This window comes from Streptomyces sp. NPDC037421, assembly GCF_055602105.1.
The window spans coordinates 1-16,799 of sequence record NZ_JBVJWV010000029.1; the positions used below are offsets into that span (position 1 = coordinate 1).

At 72.9% G+C, this 16,799-nt stretch carries 15 protein-coding genes; 4 read left to right on the top strand and 11 right to left on the bottom strand.

Translation table 11 applies throughout. The annotated features are described in order from the left end of the window. Positions 1–112: 112 nt before the first annotated feature. From ACZ7IF_RS30445 to ACZ7IF_RS30455, 3 genes are all read right to left on the bottom strand, one after another. The gene (locus tag ACZ7IF_RS30445; RefSeq protein ID WP_470977908.1) at positions 113–2,239 is read right to left on the bottom strand and encodes a SpoIIE family protein phosphatase; all 2,127 of its coding nucleotides are present in this window, start codon (positions 2,237–2,239) and stop codon (positions 113–115) included. A 251-nt stretch (positions 2,240–2,490) separates the two neighbouring features. Next, positions 2,491–3,213: a cytidylyl-2-hydroxypropylphosphonate hydrolase gene (gene fomD, locus ACZ7IF_RS30450; RefSeq protein ID WP_470977911.1), complete on the bottom strand. Its 723-nt coding sequence runs from the start codon at positions 3,211–3,213 to the stop codon at positions 2,491–2,493. A gap of 103 nt (positions 3,214–3,316) precedes the next feature. Then, complete coding sequence (locus ACZ7IF_RS30455) at positions 3,317–4,720, bottom strand: class II fumarate hydratase (RefSeq protein WP_470977913.1); 1,404 nt, start codon at positions 4,718–4,720, stop codon at positions 3,317–3,319. 107 nt (positions 4,721–4,827) lie between these two features. On the opposite strand from ACZ7IF_RS30455, the gene ACZ7IF_RS30460 reads away from it, so the two are divergent. Further along, positions 4,828–6,357, top strand: a complete 1,530-nt coding sequence (locus ACZ7IF_RS30460; protein WP_470977915.1) for a ricin-type beta-trefoil lectin domain protein — start codon at positions 4,828–4,830, stop codon at positions 6,355–6,357. A 72-nt stretch (positions 6,358–6,429) separates the two neighbouring features. Here ACZ7IF_RS30460 and ACZ7IF_RS30465 read toward each other — a convergent pair whose 3' ends face one another. The 3 genes from ACZ7IF_RS30465 to ACZ7IF_RS30475 form a co-directional block, all read right to left on the bottom strand. Further along, on the bottom strand, positions 6,430–7,215 hold the full coding sequence (locus ACZ7IF_RS30465; RefSeq protein WP_470977917.1) for a glycerophosphodiester phosphodiesterase: 786 nt from the start codon (positions 7,213–7,215) through the stop codon (positions 6,430–6,432). Positions 7,216–7,281: 66 nt separating this feature from the next. Further along, the gene (locus ACZ7IF_RS30470) at positions 7,282–7,881 is read right to left on the bottom strand and encodes a hypothetical protein (protein ID WP_470977918.1); all 600 of its coding nucleotides are present in this window, start codon (positions 7,879–7,881) and stop codon (positions 7,282–7,284) included. A 143-nt stretch (positions 7,882–8,024) separates the two neighbouring features. Beyond that, positions 8,025–9,689 (bottom strand): fumarate hydratase, encoded by a 1,665-nt coding sequence (locus ACZ7IF_RS30475; RefSeq protein WP_470977921.1) that lies wholly within the window; start codon positions 9,687–9,689, stop codon positions 8,025–8,027. A gap of 150 nt (positions 9,690–9,839) precedes the next feature. On the opposite strand from ACZ7IF_RS30475, the gene ACZ7IF_RS30480 reads away from it, so the two are divergent. Next, the gene (locus ACZ7IF_RS30480) at positions 9,840–10,517 is read left to right on the top strand and encodes a DUF1707 SHOCT-like domain-containing protein (RefSeq protein WP_470977923.1); all 678 of its coding nucleotides are present in this window, start codon (positions 9,840–9,842) and stop codon (positions 10,515–10,517) included. Between the two features lie 132 nt (positions 10,518–10,649). Next, the gene (locus ACZ7IF_RS30485) at positions 10,650–11,045 is read left to right on the top strand and encodes a WhiB family transcriptional regulator (RefSeq protein WP_386381584.1); all 396 of its coding nucleotides are present in this window, start codon (positions 10,650–10,652) and stop codon (positions 11,043–11,045) included. 90 nt (positions 11,046–11,135) lie between these two features. Here ACZ7IF_RS30485 and glpX read toward each other — a convergent pair whose 3' ends face one another. Next, entirely contained in the window at positions 11,136–12,167 is a 1,032-nt protein-coding gene (gene glpX, locus ACZ7IF_RS30490; RefSeq protein ID WP_470977926.1) for a class II fructose-bisphosphatase, read from the bottom strand. 226 nt (positions 12,168–12,393) lie between these two features. On the opposite strand from glpX, the gene ACZ7IF_RS30495 reads away from it, so the two are divergent. After that, positions 12,394–12,921, top strand: a complete 528-nt coding sequence (locus tag ACZ7IF_RS30495; RefSeq protein ID WP_470978095.1) for a DUF4245 domain-containing protein — start codon at positions 12,394–12,396, stop codon at positions 12,919–12,921. 120 nt (positions 12,922–13,041) lie between these two features. On the opposite strand, the gene ACZ7IF_RS30500 is transcribed toward ACZ7IF_RS30495, so the two are convergent. The 4 genes from ACZ7IF_RS30500 to ACZ7IF_RS30515 form a co-directional block, all read right to left on the bottom strand. After that, complete coding sequence (locus ACZ7IF_RS30500; RefSeq protein ID WP_470977928.1) at positions 13,042–13,632, bottom strand: malonic semialdehyde reductase; 591 nt, start codon at positions 13,630–13,632, stop codon at positions 13,042–13,044. Positions 13,633–13,729: 97 nt separating this feature from the next. Next, on the bottom strand, positions 13,730–13,969 hold the full coding sequence (locus ACZ7IF_RS30505) for an exodeoxyribonuclease VII small subunit (RefSeq protein WP_401244565.1): 240 nt from the start codon (positions 13,967–13,969) through the stop codon (positions 13,730–13,732). A 51-nt stretch (positions 13,970–14,020) separates the two neighbouring features. Further along, positions 14,021–15,313 carry an exodeoxyribonuclease VII large subunit gene (gene xseA, locus ACZ7IF_RS30510; RefSeq protein WP_470977931.1) on the bottom strand — a complete coding sequence of 431 codons (1,293 nt, stop codon included), beginning with the start codon at positions 15,311–15,313 and terminating at the stop codon, positions 14,021–14,023. Positions 15,314–15,346: 33 nt separating this feature from the next. After that, a complete protein-coding gene (locus tag ACZ7IF_RS30515; protein ID WP_470977933.1) occupies positions 15,347–16,726 on the bottom strand; it encodes an APC family permease in 1,380 nt (459 codons plus the stop codon). Positions 16,727–16,799: the final 73 nt, after the last annotated feature.

Genomic DNA, 16,799 nt, shown 5'->3' on the forward strand with positions numbered 1-16,799 from the left:
CCCCCCCCCCCCCCCCCCCCCCCCCCCCCCCCCCCCCCCCCCCCCCCCCCCCCCCCCCCCCCCCCCCCCCCCCCCCCCCCCCCCCCCCCCCCGCGGCCGTTCTCCGTTCCGGTCAGCGCCGCTCGTGCGCCCCCGGCAGCGGGAGCTCGAACCAGACGACCTTTCCGCTGCTCAGACGGGTCGCGCCCCACCGCCGGGCGAGGCGGTTGACCAGGAACAGGCCGCGCCCGCCCTCGTCGGTGTCCCGGGCCCGCCGCTGGCGCGGCAGCTGCGGGGAGTCGTCGCCCACTTCGCAGCGCAGCACGTCCGTCCGCAGCAGGCGCAGCGTCACCGGCCGCTCGGCGTACCGGACGGCATTGGTGACCACCTCGCTGACCAGCAGCTCCAGCGAGTCGCTCAGCTCCTCCAGGTCCCAGCGGGCCAGCGCACGCCGGGCGAACCGGCGGGCCCGGCCCGGCGCGGTCTCCTCCGGGTCCAGGAACCAGTACGCCACGTCGCTGGGCGCGATGCCCTCGAAGCGGGCCGCGAGCAGCGCGATGTCGTCGTCCCGGTCGCCCGGGCCCAGCATGTCCAGCACGTCGTCGCAGAGGGCCTCCAGCGGCGGCGAGTGGTCCAGCCCGGTCAGCTGCGCGGTGGTCGCGAGGCGCTCGCGCAGCTGCTCGATGCCCGTCCACACGTCCCGCAGCCGGGACTCCACCAGCCCGTCCGTGTACAGCAGCAGGGTGGCCCCGGCCGGAGCGTCCAGCTCCACGGCCTCGAAGTCCACGCCGCCGACCCCGATGGGGGCGCCCGGCGGGACGCGCAGCACCTCGGCGCGGCCGCCCAGGTGCAGCAGCACCGGCGGCGGGTGGCCGGCGTTGGCGATGGTGATGCGGTGCGAGACCGGGTCGTAGACCGCGTACAGGCAGGTGGCCATGCGGTCGGAGCCCAGCCGCTGGGCCTGTTCGTCCAGGTGGTGCAGCACCTCGGCCGGCGGCAGGTCCAGCTGGGCCAGGGTCTGCGCGGTGGTGCGGAGCTGGCCCATGATCGCCGCCGAGGTCATGGAGTGGCCCATGACGTCGCCGACGACCAGCGCGACCCGGCTGCCCGGCAGCGGTATGGCGTCGTACCAGTCGCCGCCCACCCGGGCCGTCTCGGCGGCGGGCAGGTAGCGGGAGGCCAGCCGGACCCCGGTGGGCTGGGGGAGGCCGTCGGGCAGCATGGTGCGCTGGAGCTCGTCGGCGATGTACGCCTCGCGCCCGTAGAGCACCGCCTTGTCGATGCCGAGCGCGGTGTGCGTGGCCAGCTGCGCTGCGACGAGCAGGTCGTTCTGCTCGAACGCGTCCCGGTCGGGGGTGCGCAGGAACACGGCCGCGCCGATCACGCGCCGGCGGCCCCGCAGCGGGGCCAGGATGGCCCGCTGGCCGCGCGGTACGGGATGGTCGGTGCCCAGCAGCTCCGGGAGCGCGCCCTTGGCCCCGGCGGCCGACCCGAAGACCGGCCGTACGCCGCGCAGCACCTCGGCGAGGGCCCCGCCGGGGCGGATCTCGCACAGCTCGGCCGCGGGCAGGTCACCCTGCGGGCCGACCAGCGGCAGCTGGCTGAAGTCGAGCTCGCCGGCGGCCCCCGCGGCCCCGGCGCCCTCGGCGGCGTCGGTCAGGTCGTCGATCGGCCGGAGCCGGTCGGTGCGGCGCAGCCTTAAAACGACCGGGCCGACGGGCCGCTCGTCACCGACGGGCAGCGGGTCGCGCAGGTAGACGAGGATGGCGTCGGAGAACGTCGGCACGGTCGCCCGGCACAGGCCGAGCACGATCTCGTCGAGGTCGATGCCGCGCGCGATCCGGCGCGTCGCGGCGCCGACGAAGCGCAGCCGGTCGCCCTCGCGGCGGGCCACGCCGACCTCGCCGGGGCCGGATCCGGCACCCGCGCCGGAGCCCCCGAGCGGGACCGCGCGTACGGCCCCCGCGCCGGCCGGCTCCGGCCCCGGCGATGCCGGCGCGGCCTGCCCGCCGGCCGGGTTGCGCCGGCCCGCGTTGCGCGCGGCCTCGCCGTCCCGGCCGCGCGCGGACGCCGCGGCGGTGTCCGCCGGGCCGTGCCCGGAGCCCTCGCCGGTGGTGCCGCGCGGGCGCGGGAAGTCGGCATGCGTGCGTACGGCCTCGGCGGCCGCGATGGGGGCCTTGCCGTGGCCGAGCTCATCCGTACCTCCGCCGGAGGCGACGGTGGGCTGCGGGCCCTCCTGGGAGGTGGGGTACTCCGTCACGCGTGGAATTCCGTCCGTTTGCGCTCGATGTGCGCTGCACTCAACTCGGTCAGTCGCGGTATACCCGCTCAGCGGCGGGGGCACCATCACCCCCGGGTACCGCGTCCCGCTCGTTACCTTTCGCTCGCGTCGACCTCCGGTCAAGTCCCGGTCGCCGCAGGTCATTTACGGATGCGGGACCGGCGGGGCCCCTCGTGCACGACCTGCGGAGGACGATCCTACGTTTGACCCCCGGGGGCGCATCAAGGGTCTCATGAGGTCATATGCGCCGGGGTGCGGTCCCAGTCCTCGGGCAGAACCGGAACTCCCCAGGCCGGATCGGGCCTCCAGTCCTGCCATCCGTCGCAGAACGGAGCCCCCCAGGCCTTGACGACCTCCACCGCCGCGCGCCCCGCGTCCACCACCCGGCGCGCCTGGTCCTGGTCCATCAGCCCGATCCGCTGCGCCTGCGCGAACTCGTCCTCGTCCAGCCACTTCCAGCTGCGGTCCGGGTAGACCGCGATGTCGAGGAAGTGGTCCACGGAGTCGACCCCGCCGGCCCACCGGGTGCGGGGCTCCTCCAGGTTGACGTACCAGTTCCGCAGGTGCCAGTCGTCGTCCCAGAACAGCCAGACCGACCACGGCTGGCCGGGCCGGGCCAGCTTCAGCACGCCCCCGCCGAACCAGCGCGAGCGCGCGGTGGTGCGCGGCGCGGTGTACCGGGTGGCGAGCGGCTCCCGGTGCACCGGACTTCCGTCGGCCAGCACCGGCTTGACGCACTCGGTGCCGGGCGCCATCCACACGGCGAGCAGTTCGTCGGTGTCGCGCACCACCGTCACCGGGCGGGCGATGTGGAACTGGCCGTCCGCTCCCGGGGCGTGGTCGCGGTAGCGCCAGAGGATCTGCTCCCCGGGCGCCCAGTGCCGCTCGAACGCCGCGCCCCCCGCGGCGGGCCGCGCCGCGCGGCCCCCGGGCCCCCCGTAGGTACCTGTCATGCGCAGATCTTAGGGCGGCGGCCCCGCGAGATGCTGCGGTGCAGGTCACGGAGGTGTCCGGGGACGGTAAACGACCGGATTCGGCCCCTGTCCGGAACCGATTTCAGGGCCGGGTCATCCGCAGCACGTCGAGCGCCTCGTCCAGCTGCGCGAGGGTGAGCGCGCCCCGGTCGACGTAGCCGGACTCCAGCACGACCTCCCTGATCGTCTTCCGCTCGGCGAGCGCCCGCTTGGCCACCTTGGCCGCCTCCTCGTAGCCGATGTACCGGTTGAGCGGGGTCACCACCGAGGGCGAGGACTCGGCGTACTCCCTGGCCCGCTCGGAGTTGGCGGTGATCCCGTCCACGGTGCGGTCGGCCAGCAGCCGGCTCCCGTTGCCGAGCAGGCGGATCGATTCGAGCAGGTTCCGGGCCATCACCGGGAGCATCACATTGAGCTCGAAGTTGCCGGCCGCGCCCGCCACGGCGACCGTCGCGTCGTTCCCCATCACCTGCGCGGCGATCATCAGCACGGCCTCGGGGACGACCGGATTGACCTTCCCCGGCATGATCGAGGACCCCGGCTGGAGATCCGGCAGATTGATTTCGGCCAATCCGGTGCGCGGGCCGGAGGCCATCCAGCGCAGGTCGTTGCAGATCTTGGTGAGCGAGACGGCGATCGTACGGAGCGCCCCCGAGGTCTCCACCAGCGCGTCCCGCGCCCCCTGGGCCTCGAAGTGGTCGCGGGCCTCGGTCAGCGGCAGCCCCGTCGCGTCGGCCACCTCGGCGATCACGGCCGCCGAGAACCCGGGCGGGGTGTTGATGCCGGTGCCCACCGCCGTACCGCCCAGCGGCAGCTCGGCCAGCCTCGGCAGGGCGGACCGCAGCCGCTCGACCCCGTAGCGGACCTGGGCGGCGTACCCGCCGAACTCCTGGCCCAGGGTGACCGGGGTGGCGTCCATCAGGTGCGTGCGCCCGGCCTTGACCACCTCGGCGAACTCGGCCGCCTTGCGCTCCAGGGCGGCGGCGAGGTGCTCCAGGGCCGGGATCAGCTCGCGGGAGACGGCGGCGGTGGCGGCGATGTGGATCGACGAGGGGAAGACGTCGTTGGAGCTCTGCGAGGCGTTGACGTGGTCGTTGGGGTGGACCTCGCGCCCGAGCCGCTCGGTGGCCAGGGTGGCGATCACCTCGTTGGTGTTCATGTTGGACGAGGTCCCGGACCCGGTCTGGAACACGTCGACGGGGAAGTGCTCGTCCCAGCGTCCTTCGGCGACCTCGGCGGCGGCGGACCGGATCGCCTGCGCCACGTCCTCGTCCACCACCCCCAGCCCGGCGTTGACCAGGGCGGCGGCGGCCTTGATCCGGGCGAGTGCCTCGATGTGGGCGCGCTCGATGCGCTGCCCGGAGAGCGGGAAGTTCTCCACCGCGCGCTGGGTCTGCGCGCGCCACTTCGCGTGCGCGGGGACCCGTACCTCGCCCATGGAGTCGTGCTCGGTCCGGAACGCCTGCGGCTGCTGATCGTCAGTCATCTTTGTAGCCTCCTCAGAAACTTGAGCAATTGTCTTGTTCGAACTGTTCCCATCTCCCCTACCGGCCAGTAAATACCGGTGGTAACACCGATATCGGGGAGGCGTTCATGGCACGTGCCCGCACGAAACCCAGGCTCAGATGTACCTTCGCCGCCGTCGCGGCGTTCGCGGCCGCCCTCGGGGGCGTCACCGCCGTCACTCCCATGGCCCAGGCCGCACCCGCCGCGTCCGGCGCGATCGCACCCCTCCCGCCGGAGCTGGAGGCCGTACGCGCCGCCGAGGCCACCAAGATCTACGGGGACCCGGCGGTCCGGCCGCCCGCCGAGCGCAAGACCGGCCTCATCTCGCTCGGCGACAGCGAGATCTCCGGCGAGGGGGTCGGCAACTACGACCCCGCCACCAACACCCCGTCCAACCAGTGCCACCGCTCGCCCGACGCGGCCATCCACCGCACCGGCATCCCCGCCGACCTCACCTTCAACGTCGCCTGCTCCGGCGGCTACACGGGCAACATCCGCATCGGCGGCAGCAAGCAGTACGCCGACGAGCTCGTACAGAGCGACAGCCTCGCCATCAAGGCCCGCAACACGAAGATCAAGATGGTGCTGCTGGTCGCCGGAGCCAACGACGACCTCCAGTTCGGCCCCGTCATGACCGACTGCGTCACCCGCTGGGTACTCAGCCAGGGCACCTGCGAACCCAAGTACGGCCCCGGCTGGCAGGCCCGCGTCGACGGCCTGAGGCCCAAGGTCGAGGCCACCGTCGCCGACCTCAAGACGGTCATGCGCGACGCCGGCTACGCCGACTCCGACTACAAGCTCGTCGTCATGGGCTACCCCAGCCCGATCGGCCCCGACTTCAACGACAACCCGAACTTCCCCGGCAAGCTCCCCGGCGGCTGCGCCGGCTACGACTCCGACGCCACCTGGGGCCGCAACCACGCCGTGCCCGCCTTCGAGAAGGGCATGCGCGCCGCCGCGCTCGCCTCCGGCGCGGTCTACCTCGACAACTCGCGGCTCTTCCACGGCCACGAGGTCTGCATGGAGGACGCCTGGGCCCGCGGCCTCTACCTCGACCTCGGGGACCACTTCCCCTGGGACGAGAACACCGCCCGCCAGTCCTTCCACCCCAACTACCGGGGCCACGGCGCCTTCGCGTCCTGCCTGACCCAGCTCTACGACTCCGGCCTGCGCGAGGCCTCCTGCGCCGACCCCGCCAGCACCGGCACCCCCGTACTCCAGGCCGGAGCCTGGGACTCCCTCTACAAGCCCCTGAAGAACGAGGCCACCGGCAACTGCCTCGACTCCTTCGGCGGCTCCAGCGCCAACGACACCAAGGTGGTCGGCTGGGACTGCCACGGTGGCCGCAACCAGGGCTGGTGGTACGACTCCGCGAAGAAGTCCCTCCACGTCGAGCTCACCCACGACCGCTGCCTCGACGCCCCGGGCGCCAACTACGGCGCCGGCACCGGGCTGATCCTCTACAACTGCCACGGCGGCGCCAACCAGCAGTTCGTCCGCGACGGCGCCACCCTGCGCCCCGCCGCCGCCACCGGCATGTGCCTCACCGTCGCCGCCGCCCACGAGCAGCTGCGCCTCCAGCCCTGCAACGGCTCGGCGAACCAGCGCTTCGCGTAACCCCGACGGCATCCCCCGCCGCCACCGCACCCCCCACACCCGGCCGGACCCTCCCGGCCGGGTGTTCCCACGTCAGCGGGCCCGCAGGAGGCCCTCCAGCTGCTCCCGCACCTGCCGGGGCCGGTTGGTGATGATCGTCTCCACCCCGAGCCGCACGCACAGCTCCACGTCCTCGGGCTCGTCCACGGTCCACACCCGCACCCGCAGCCCCTTGGCCCTCAGCCGCCCCACCAGCCCAGGATCCCTGCGCACCAGGTCGATGCCGGGACCGGCGTGCCCCGCGAACGGCGGGCGCGGGGGCCGCAGATCCCGCTCGATCAGGTACACGGCGGGCAGGCCGGGCGCCAGCCGGTGCATCCGGGTCAGCGCGCTGCGGGAGAAGCTCATCACCTCGACGCGGCCGTCGGAGCCGTCGGCGAGCCCGTGCTCCTTCAGCACCCGCACCAGCTCGGCCTCCAGCCGCCCGCCGGCCCGGGTGGGGTGCTTGGTCTCCACGGCCAGCCCGACGGGCCGGTCCGCCGCCAGCGCCTCCTTGAGCAGGTCCTCGAAGAGCAGCACCCGCGCCCCCCGGTGCTCCGCGCCCTTCCACCCGCCGAAGTCGAACGCGCACAGCTCCTCGTACGTCATCGCGGAGACCACCCCGCGCCCGTCGGAGGTCCGCTCCACCGTCCGGTCGTGCACGCACACCAGCCGCCCGTCACGACTGAGGCGGACATCGCACTCCAGGGCGTCGGCCCCGTCGGCGATGGCCTTGCGGTAGGCCTCGATGGTGTGCTCGGGGTGCTCGTGAGAGGCCCCGCGGTGCGCGACGACCCGGGTGGCGCGGGCGGTGCGGAGGGAGGGAGTCGTCGCTGTCATACGGGGATCCTTGCGAACCGGGGTGAACGTCTTGCCGCTCAGCTGCGTCCCCGACGTTAACCCGCGTCAGCGCGGCAGCGGCGACAGGGGGGCCGGAGTTACCTTGAAGCCGCCCTTGACGACCTCCGTGAAGGGGGCCGGGGCCATGCAGGTGCCCACCCGGGGCTCCGGCACCGAGCCGTCGGCCTTCACATCGGTGTTGGCGACGCCCCAGGAGAAGCCGACCCGGTCAGGGGCGCCGTGCTCGCCGTCCTGGACGCTGATCCCGATCCGCTTGCCCTCCCAGCCGACGTTCGAGGTCTTGACCACGGCGGTCAGCGTGGCGGTCTTGCCGCCCGTGACCAGGCAGTCCACCTCCGCCTCGGCGGTGCCGGTGAAGCCGTTCTCCGTGAAGTGGTGGGAGATCGTCACCCGGCCCCGCGCATCCGTCGGCAGGCCCTTCTCCAGGCCCGGCACCGGATACGGCTTGGTCCACGGGGCCGACTCGGCGTCGACCGTGAAGCGGATGTCGTCCTTGGGGGAGTAGGGGAAGTGGATCGCGCCGCCCCCGTGCACCGAGGCGGTCTTCGGGGCGACCGGTGCCGCCGGGGCGGGGCTCGCGAGGGCCAGGGCCGCGAGCAGGGCGGCGGTTCCGGCGAAGGCGAGGGCGCGCGTGCGGGTCTTCATGGTGAACTCCCTTTTCGGGTGGGCCGTTTGGGTGCGGAACCAGCCTCGCCGGGAGCCCGCCCGCCTGCCATCTGCCGATGGGCGGAGATGGGCGAGGGCCCCTCCCCCGATCGGGGGAGGGGCCCTCAGCCGTGCGCCACGGGCTACAGGCCCGGGCCGCGCACCGGGATGTGGGTGAACGTCGGCTCCGGGGCCGGGTTCTGGAAGAAGTCGTTGCCCTTGTCGTCGACGACGATGAAGGCCGGGAAGTCCTCGACCTCGATCTTCCAGACCGCCTCCATGCCGAGCTCCTCGTACTCCAGGACCTCGACCTTCTTGATGCAGTCCTGCGCCAGGCGCGCCGCCGGGCCGCCGATCGAGCCGAGGTAGAAGCCGCCGTGCGCGCCGCACGCGTCCGTCACCTGCTGCGAGCGGTTGCCCTTGGCCAGCATGACCTTGGAGCCGCCCGCCGCCTGGAACTGCTCGACGTAGCTGTCCATGCGGCCGGCCGTCGTCGGGCCGAAGGAGCCGGAGGCGTAGCCCTCGGGGGTCTTCGCCGGGCCGGCGTAGTAGACCGGGTGGTCCTTCAGGTACTGCGGCATCTCCGCGCCCGAGTCCAGCAGCTCCTTGATCTTGGCGTGCGCGATGTCGCGGGCCACGACCAGGGGTCCGGTGAGGGACAGGCGGGTCTTGACCGGGTGCTTGGTCAGGGTCGCGAGGATCTCGTCCATCGGCTGGTTCAGGTCGATGGAGACCACGTCCGAGGACTCGTCCAGGTGGGAGTCCGTGGTGTCGGGCAGGAAGCGGGCCGGGTCCGTCTCCAGCTGTTCCAGGAAGACGCCCTCGGCGGTGATCTTCGCGACCGCCTGGCGGTCCGCCGAGCAGGAGACGGCGATAGCGACCGGCAGGGAGGCGCCGTGGCGGGGGAGGCGGACGACGCGGACGTCGTGGCAGAAGTACTTGCCGCCGAACTGCGCGCCGATGCCGATCTTCTGGGTGAGCTCGAAGACCTGCTGTTCGAGGGCCTCGTCGCGGAAGCCGTGGCCGAGGGCGGAGCCCTCGCGCGGCAGCTCGTCCAGGTAGTGCGCGGAGGCGTACTTCGCGGTCTTGAGCGCGTGCTCGGCCGAGGTGCCGCCGACCACGATCGCCAGGTGGTACGGCGGGCAGGCCGCCGTGCCGAGCGAGCGGATCTTCTCCTCCAGGAACTTCATCATGGAGGCCTCGTTGAGGACCGCCTTCGTCTCCTGGTAGAGGAAGGACTTGTTGGCGGAGCCGCCGCCCTTGGCCATGAAGAGGAACTTGTACGCGCCGCCGTCGGTCGCGTACAGCTCGATCTGCGCGGGCAGGTTCGAGCCGGTGTTCTTCTCCTCCCACATGGTCAGCGGGGCCATCTGCGAGTAGCGCAGGTTCAGCTTGGTGTAGGCGTCGTAGATGCCGCGCGAGAGGGCTTCCTCGTCGCCGCCCCGCGTGAGGACGTTCTGGCCGCGCTTGCCCATGACGATCGCCGTGCCCGTGTCCTGGCACATGGGCAGGACGCCGGCCGCCGCGATGTTCGCGTTCTTCAGGAGGTCGAGCGCGACGAACTTGTCGTTCGAGCTCGCCTCCGGGTCGTCGATGATCCGGCGGAGCTGCGCGAGGTGCGCGGGGCGCAGGAAGTGCTGGATGTCGTGGATGGCCTCCGCGGCGAGCTTGCGCAGTGCCTCGGGCTCGACCTTGAGGAACGTACGGCCGTCGGCCTCGAACGTCGAGACGCCCTCCGACGTCACCAGCCGGTAGGGGGTGGTGTCCTCGCCCAGGGGCAGCAGGTCGGTGTACGCGAACTCCGGCATTTGGGTAGCCATTCCTCACTCGGCAGACAGCGCTGGCGACCAATTGGCAGCGCGGACATCAAGCGTAGGACCTCTCGCGCCGGCTGTGTCTGTGAGGTAAGGCTCACCCAGCAGTATCGCGATCTATCGTGTCTCGCTATGCTGAGGGGCGTGGACCTGGAAAAGCACTCCGCCGCCCCTGCCCCTGCGCCCGCCCCCGGCGCGCCTGCCGCCGGGCCCTCCGGGCTGCGCGCCTCCGACGCCGACCGGGACCGGATCGCGCAGATCCTCTCCGACGCCCTCGCGGAGGGCCGGCTGACCTCCGAGGAGCACTCCGAGCGCCTGGACACCCTGTACGCGGTCAAGACGGTCGGGGAGCTGGACCGGCTGGTGCGCGACCTCCCGGCGGCCACGGGCGGCCACCGGCCGGCCGCGCCCGCCGCCGTCGCGGCCGCCGGCGGGCCCGGCGAGACGGTGGTCGCGGTGTGCAGCAGCTCCGCCCGCAAGGGCCGCTGGCGCCCCGGCTCCCGCACCCGTGCGGTATCGGTCATGGGCGACATCACCATCGACCTCACCGAGGCCGTCTTCGAGCAGCAGGTCACCGAGATCACGGTGACCAGCGTCCTCGGCAACGTCGAGGTCCTCGTCCCCGAGAACGTCACCCTGCGCGGCTACGGCAGCGGCGTCCTCGGCAACTTCGAAGTGCGCGGCGAGGGCGTCGCCGCCGACCCGCAGGCCCCCGTGGTGATCGTCCGCGGCTTCGCCCTGCTCGGCAACATCGAGGCCCGGCCCAAGCGCGGCGCCCGCCTCGTCGACCTGGCCGCGAAGCTCCGCGAGAAGCTGGACTGAAACCCGACCGCGCGGCGGCCGGTTTCGGACGAACCGGGTCGCCCCGGTGGCGCACGGTGCATAGCGGCACGCGCAGCGGGTAGGGACTGGTGCATCGTCTCTCGCTCGCGTATACGTCGTCAGGAGTAGACCGTGCCGCATCCGCCGCATCAGTCCCTGCAGGCAGCCGCCGTCCAGAGTCTTCCGACGCGCCCGGCCGCCGTGCCGAAGCCGCGGGTTCCGGCCAGGGAAGAGGACGGCCCATGGCACGCAGAGGCCGTCTGCCGCAGGGATGAGGCGGGACTCTTCTTCGCACCGTCCAAGGAGCCGACCGCGGCCCGGCTCGCCCGCGAGGAGGCCGCCAAAAGGGTGTGCGCCCGCTGTCCGGTGATGGTCGCCTGCCGCGAGCACGCCCTGCTCCAGCCGGAGCCGTACGGGGTCTGGGGCGGGCTCACCGCCGCCGAGCGCCGGGTGGTGCTGGGGCGCAGGCGGCGCCGGGCCGCCGAGCTGCTCCCCGGCGCGCCCGGGCCGGTCGCCGCGGCGGGCTGACCGGCGCGCGCCGCGTCGTGGACGTGCCGAAGGGGCGGCCCCCCGCACAGGGGCCGCCCCTTCGCCGTGCCGTCGCCGGCCGGACCGCTCCTACTGGGCGCGGTCGAAGTCGATGTCGCTGTAGGCGCGCAGCTTCGACAGGCGGTGCGTGGAGTCGATCTGCCGGATCGTGCCCGACTTCGAGCGCATGACCAGCGAGGACGTGGTCGCGGTCTCCGAGCGGTAGTGGACGCCGCGCAGCAGCTCGCCGTCCGTGATGCCGGTGGCGACGAAGAAGACGTTCTCGCCGGACACCAGGTCGTTCGTGGTCAGGACCCGGTCCAGGTCGTGGCCCGCGTCGATGGCCTTCTGGCGCTCGGCCTCGTCCTTGGGCCACAGCTTGCCCTGGATGACGCCGCCGAGGCACTTTATGGCGCAGGCCGAGATGATGCCCTCGGGGGTGCCGCCGATGCCCATGAGCAGGTCGACGCCGGTGCCCTCGCGGACGGCCATGACCGAGCCGGCGACGTCGCCGTCGGAGATGAACTTGATCCGGGCGCCGGTCTCGCGGATCTCCTTGACGATGCCCTCGTGGCGGGGACGGTCCAGGATGACGACCGTGACGTCCTCGGGGGCGATGTTCTTGGCCTTGGCGACGCGGCGGATGTTCACCGAGACGGGGGCGTTGATGTCGACGAAGTCGGCGGCCTCGGGGCCGGTGACCAGCTTGTCCATGTAGAAGACCGCGGACGGGTCGAACATGGTGCCGCGGTCGGCGGCGGCCAGGACGGCGATGGCGTTGGGCATGCCCTTGGCGTTGAGCGTGGTGCCGTCGATCGGGTCCACGGCGATGTCGACCTCGGCACCGGTGCCGTCGCCGACGCGCTCGCCGTTGAAGAGCATCGGGGCTTCGTCCTTCTCGCCCTCGCCGATGACGACGACGCCGTTCATCGAGACGGTGGAGATCAGGGTGCGCATCGCGTTGACCGCGGCGCCGTCGGCGCCGAGCTTGTCGCCGCGGCCGACCCACCGGCCCGCGGCGAGGGCCGCGGCCTCGGTGACCCGTACGAGTTCCAGGGCGAGGTTGCGGTCAGGCGAATCGGGGGCGACTTCGAGCTGGGGCGGCAGGTTGTGCTCGGTCATCGGAGCGCACCTTTCTGTACGACGACGGCCGGGATGTGAGGGTGCTGGAACTCTATCGGTTCATCGACATATTGAGCAGACCGGGTCACGTATGAGCGGTATATCGGTCATGCCGTACGGCTGAGCGGACATCGTGTGCCTCTGGCGGGACGCCCGCCCGGCCCGCCACGCCCACCCCCGCCGCTGATCGCCGAGGGCGATGCGGGACGATGGTGCGGTGGCAGGTATGAAAGGCAAGCAGACGGTCTGGGACATGGTCCGGTCGCTGGCGGTGATCGGCGTGGTCGTGGCGGGCATCTACATATTCATCCCCCATGACGACGATGCCGACCCGACGCGCACGGTGGACTACCGGGTGGAGACCATCACGGCCCGGCGCGCGGCGCCGTACCCGGTGGCGGCCCCGGTGGGCCTTCCGGAGCAGTGGAGGGCCACCTCGGTGACCTTCGAGCGCAAGAACGCGAACGCCTGGCACCTGGGCTTCCAGGACCCGGACAAGCAGTACGTGGCGGTGGAGCAGTCCACCGACGCCTCCGCCAAGAACGTGGCCAAGCTCACCCAGCAGGCGAAGGCCACCGGGCAGACCCAGCAGGTCGGCGACCGGGCGTGGGAGCGGTGGGACGGCGAGAAGTACGACGCGCTCGTCCGGCAGGAGCAGGGCTACGTGACCGTGGTGACGGGCACGGCCGGCTTCGAGCGGCTCGGCGCGATGGCGGCGGCGCTGGAGTTCAAGCAGGGGCCGCAGGTCCCGTAGCGGCCGCGCCGCGCGCGTACGGCGGAAGGCATGACGAAGGCCGCCCGCCCCGGGATCCCGGGGCGGGCGGCCTTTCGTCGTACGTCGTGTCCGTGCCGGTGCTCAGGCGGCGCGGGCGGCTCAGACGGTGGTGATGACCTGGTCGAAGTCCAGGCGCGGGGAGCGCGGGAACCAGGCGTTCTCGCCCGGCTTGCCGATGTTGATGACCATCAGCGGGGTGTGGTCGGCGTCCAGGAACTCCTTCTGCACGCCGGCGAAGTCCAGACCGGTCATCGGGCCGGCGGCCAGGCCGGCGGCGCGGACGCCGATGATGAAGTAGGCGGCCTGGAGGGCGCCGTTCAGCAGGGCGGCCTGCTCGCGGACCGGGCGCTCGGAGAAGAAGGCGTCCTTGGCCTGCGGGAAGTGCGGCAGCAGCTGGGGGAGCTCCTCGTGGAACTCGTTGTCCGCGGAGAGGATCGCGACCAGCGGGGCGGAGGCGGTCTTGGCCTGGTTGCCCTCGGCCATGTGCTTGACGAGGCGCTCGCGGGCCTCGGGGGAGCGGACGAGGGTGATGCGCAGCGGGGTCTGGTTGAAGGCGGTGGGGCCGAACTTCACGAGGTCGTAGATGGCCTGGACCTGCTCCTCGGTCACCGGCTCGTCGGAGAACGAGTTGGCGGTGCGGGCCTCGCGGAACAGCAGGTCCTGGGCAGCGGCGTCGAGCACGAGAGACATCGGTAAGCCTTCTTCTATGCGGAGGTTCGAGCGGTGGCTCCGACTCTACGGCCAAAGTAGATGAAATTTCAACTACTAACTGGGCGGGTGGTGCGGGTCACTCCTCGCGGCCGTCCCCGTCGCCCCCGGCCGCCGCTTCGCGGGCGGCCAGTGCCGAGTCCAGCCGGGCGCGGGCCCCTTCGAGCCAGTGCCGGCAGACCTTCGCCAGCTCCTCGCCGCGCTCCCAGAGCGCCAGGGACTCCTCCAGGGAGGTGCCGCCGGCCTCCAGCTTGCGGACGACCTCGACGAGCTCGTCCCGTGCCTGTTCGTACCCCAGCGCCGTATCGGTGTCGGTCATTCCTTGGGTCCCATCGTAGGAGTGCGGTGCGTCTGATTAGCGTGGAATGTGTCAGTTTTCGAGGGGGTCTGGACCGGTGGTCGAGCCGGCTTCCACCGCCGCTTCCCGGACCTGCGACGGGGCCGTTCCGGGGCCGGACTCCGCGACCGACACCGTGAACTCGCCCGCCGCCACCCGGGCGCGCAGCACATCGCCCGCCACGACCTCCCCGGGCGCCCGCACCACGTGCCCGTCGGCCCGCTGGAGCACCGCGTACCCGCGCTCCAGGGTGGCCGCCGGCGACAGCGCGACCACCCGGGCGCGGGTGTGTTCGAGCTCGGAGTCGGCCCGGTCCAGCAGGTGCCCGAGCGTGCGCCGGCTGCGGGCCAGCAGCGCCTCCAGCTCGGCCTCCCGCGTCTCCACCATCCGCTGCGGGTGTACGAACACCGGGCGCGCGAGGGCGTGCGCCAGCCCCCGCTCCTCCCGGTCCAGCAGCCCGCGCAGCGCCCGCAGCCCCCGGCCCTGGAGCTGGCGCACCCGCTCCAGCTCCTCGCCGACGTCCGGGACCACCTTCTTGGCCGCGTCCGTGGGCGTGGAGGCCCGCAGGTCCGCGACCAGGTCCAGCAGCGGGGAGTCCGGCTCGTGCCCGATCGCCGAGACCACCGGGGTGCGGGCGGCCGCGACCGTCCGTACGACCTCCTCGTCGGAGAAGGGCAGCAGGTCCTCCACGCTGCCGCCGCCCCGCGCCACGATGATCACGTCCACGTCGGGCCGCGCGTCGAGCTCCTTGACCGCCTGCACCACCTGGGGCACCGCGTGGACCCCCTGCACGGCCACGTTGCGCACTTCGAAGCGGACCGCCGGCCAGCGGCGCCGGGCGTTCTCCAGCACGTCACGCTCGGCCGCCGAGGCCCGCCCGACCACCAGGCCGATCAGCTGCGGCAGGAACGGCAGCGGCTTCTTGCGGTCCAGGGCGAAGAGCCCCTCGGCGGCCAGCGACCGCTTCAGCCGCTCCAGGCGGGCCAGCAGCTCCCCGATGCCGACCGGGCGGATCTCGGTCACCCGCAGGGACAGCTGCCCGCGCGGGGCGTACCACTCCGGCTTGGCCAGTACGACGATCCGCGCGCCCTCGGAGACCACGTCCGCGACCTCGTCCCAGACCTGGCGGAAGCAGGTCACGCTGACGGAGATGTCGTGCGACGGGTCGCGCAGCGTCAGGAACACCACCCCGGCTCCCGGCCGCCGGGACAGCTGCGTGATCTGCCCCTCCACCCACACCTGGCCCAGGCGGTCGATCCAGCCCCCGATGAGCCGGGACACCTGACCGACCGGCAGCGGCGCATCAGCCGACGTATTGAGACCCATGCACGCAGGCTAACCGCCGCCGCTGACAGAGTCTCAGGCCGCGTGCCCGGTGTCGGCGCCCCCGCGTGGCCGTCCGCGCTGTACGAGGAGCACCCCCAGACCCGCCAGCAGCCACACCGCCCCCACCAGCTGCGCGGTCCAGGAGGCCTCCACGATCACGGCCACCGTCACCGCCGCCCCCAGCACGGGCACCACCAGGTGCTTCCACCAGACCGGGGCCCCCTCGCGCCGCCGGACCACGAACCACCCCACCACCGAGGCGTGCAGCAGGGTGAACGCCACCAGGGCCCCCACGTCCACCACGGAGACCAGGTGGTCGAGGCCGTCGTCGCGCCGGGCCGCCCACACCGCCGCCACCAGCGTCACCGCGGCCGCCACCAGCAGCGCCGCCCTCGGGGTGCCGCCCGAGGTGCGCGCCAGCGCCCGCGGCAACCGCCGCTCCCGGGCCATCGCGAACAGCAGCCGCCCGGCCGCGGCCTGCCCGGCCAGCGCCGCGAAGGCCGCCCCGACGGCCTTGCTCGCCGCCACCAGGTCGTGCAGCCAGGGCCCGACCGAGGCCTCGACCGCGTCGTAGAAGGCCGGCCCCTGCCGCCCCGGGTCGGCCGCCAGCTCCGCCGAGGACACCGGGGCCAGCAGCGCCGCCAGGTAGGTCTGCGCGACGAACAGCACCCCGGTCAGCGCCAGGCAGAACAGCACCGCCCGGGCCACCCGGGCGCTGCCCCCGGTGACCTCCTCCGCGAAGGAGGCGATGGCGTCGAAGCCCAGGTACGACAGGACGGCGACGGACACCGCGCCCAGCACGGCCCCCGCCGAGAAGCCCAGCGAACCGTCCCCGGTCAGCGGAGAGAGCCAGCCGCGCCGGGCCCCGCCCTGGACCAGCACGGTCACCGCCGCCACCAGGAACACCAGCAGCACCACGATCTCCATGGCCAGCACGGCGAAGCCCACCCGCGCGGCCGCCCGTACGCCCCACAGGTTCAGCGCGGTGGTGACCACCACCGCCAGCGCCGTCCACACCCACCGGGACACCTCCGGCACCAGCGCGTTCATCGCGATCCCGGAGAACAGGTACGCCACCGCCGGGATCAGCAGGTAGTCGAGCATCGCCATCCAGCCCGCGATCAGCCCCGCCCCCTCGCCGAGCCCCTTGCGGGCGTACGTGAAGACCGAGCCGGCCTGCGGGGCCACCCGCACCATCTGCGCGTAGGAGAAGGCCGTGAAGGCCATCGCGACGGTCGCGACGACGTACACGAGGGCGACCGCGCCGTGCGACTTCGCGTCGAGGGTGCCGAAGACCCCCACCGGGGCCATGGGGGCGATGAAGAGCAGCCCGTAGACCACCAGGTCCCGGAAGCCCAGGTTCCGGCGCAGCGCCGCGGGGGCCGCCGTGCTGGAATCCGTAGCGGATGCCATCGATCCTCCGGGGGACGGTCGGTACGTACGTTCGACCAAGTCTGTGCCGAACGGGCGACGTCCGGCCTGCTGG

Excerpts from the sequence above, each read along its gene's own strand:
- xseA (WP_470977931.1), bottom strand. The coding sequence starts at position 15,313 with ATGGGTCTCAATACGTCGGCTGATGCGCCGCTGCCGGTCGGTCAGGTG.
- ACZ7IF_RS30455 (WP_470977913.1), bottom strand. The coding sequence starts at position 4,720 with ATGACTGACGATCAGCAGCCGCAGGCGTTCCGGACCGAGCACGACTCC.
- ACZ7IF_RS30515 (WP_470977933.1), bottom strand. The coding sequence starts at position 16,726 with ATGGCATCCGCTACGGATTCCAGCACGGCGGCCCCCGCGGCGCTGCGC.
- fomD (WP_470977911.1), bottom strand. The coding sequence starts at position 3,213 with ATGACAGGTACCTACGGGGGGCCCGGGGGCCGCGCGGCGCGGCCCGCC.
- glpX (WP_470977926.1), bottom strand. The coding sequence starts at position 12,167 with ATGACCGAGCACAACCTGCCGCCCCAGCTCGAAGTCGCCCCCGATTCG.
- ACZ7IF_RS30500 (WP_470977928.1), bottom strand. The coding sequence starts at position 13,632 with ATGTCTCTCGTGCTCGACGCCGCTGCCCAGGACCTGCTGTTCCGCGAG.
- ACZ7IF_RS30475 (WP_470977921.1), bottom strand. The coding sequence starts at position 9,689 with ATGCCGGAGTTCGCGTACACCGACCTGCTGCCCCTGGGCGAGGACACC.
- ACZ7IF_RS30505 (WP_401244565.1), bottom strand. The coding sequence starts at position 13,969 with ATGACCGACACCGATACGGCGCTGGGGTACGAACAGGCACGGGACGAG.
- ACZ7IF_RS30460 (WP_470977915.1), top strand. The coding sequence starts at position 4,828 with ATGGCACGTGCCCGCACGAAACCCAGGCTCAGATGTACCTTCGCCGCC.
- ACZ7IF_RS30470 (WP_470977918.1), bottom strand. The coding sequence starts at position 7,881 with ATGAAGACCCGCACGCGCGCCCTCGCCTTCGCCGGAACCGCCGCCCTG.
- ACZ7IF_RS30495 (WP_470978095.1), top strand. The coding sequence starts at position 12,394 with ATGAAAGGCAAGCAGACGGTCTGGGACATGGTCCGGTCGCTGGCGGTG.
- ACZ7IF_RS30465 (WP_470977917.1), bottom strand. The coding sequence starts at position 7,215 with ATGACAGCGACGACTCCCTCCCTCCGCACCGCCCGCGCCACCCGGGTC.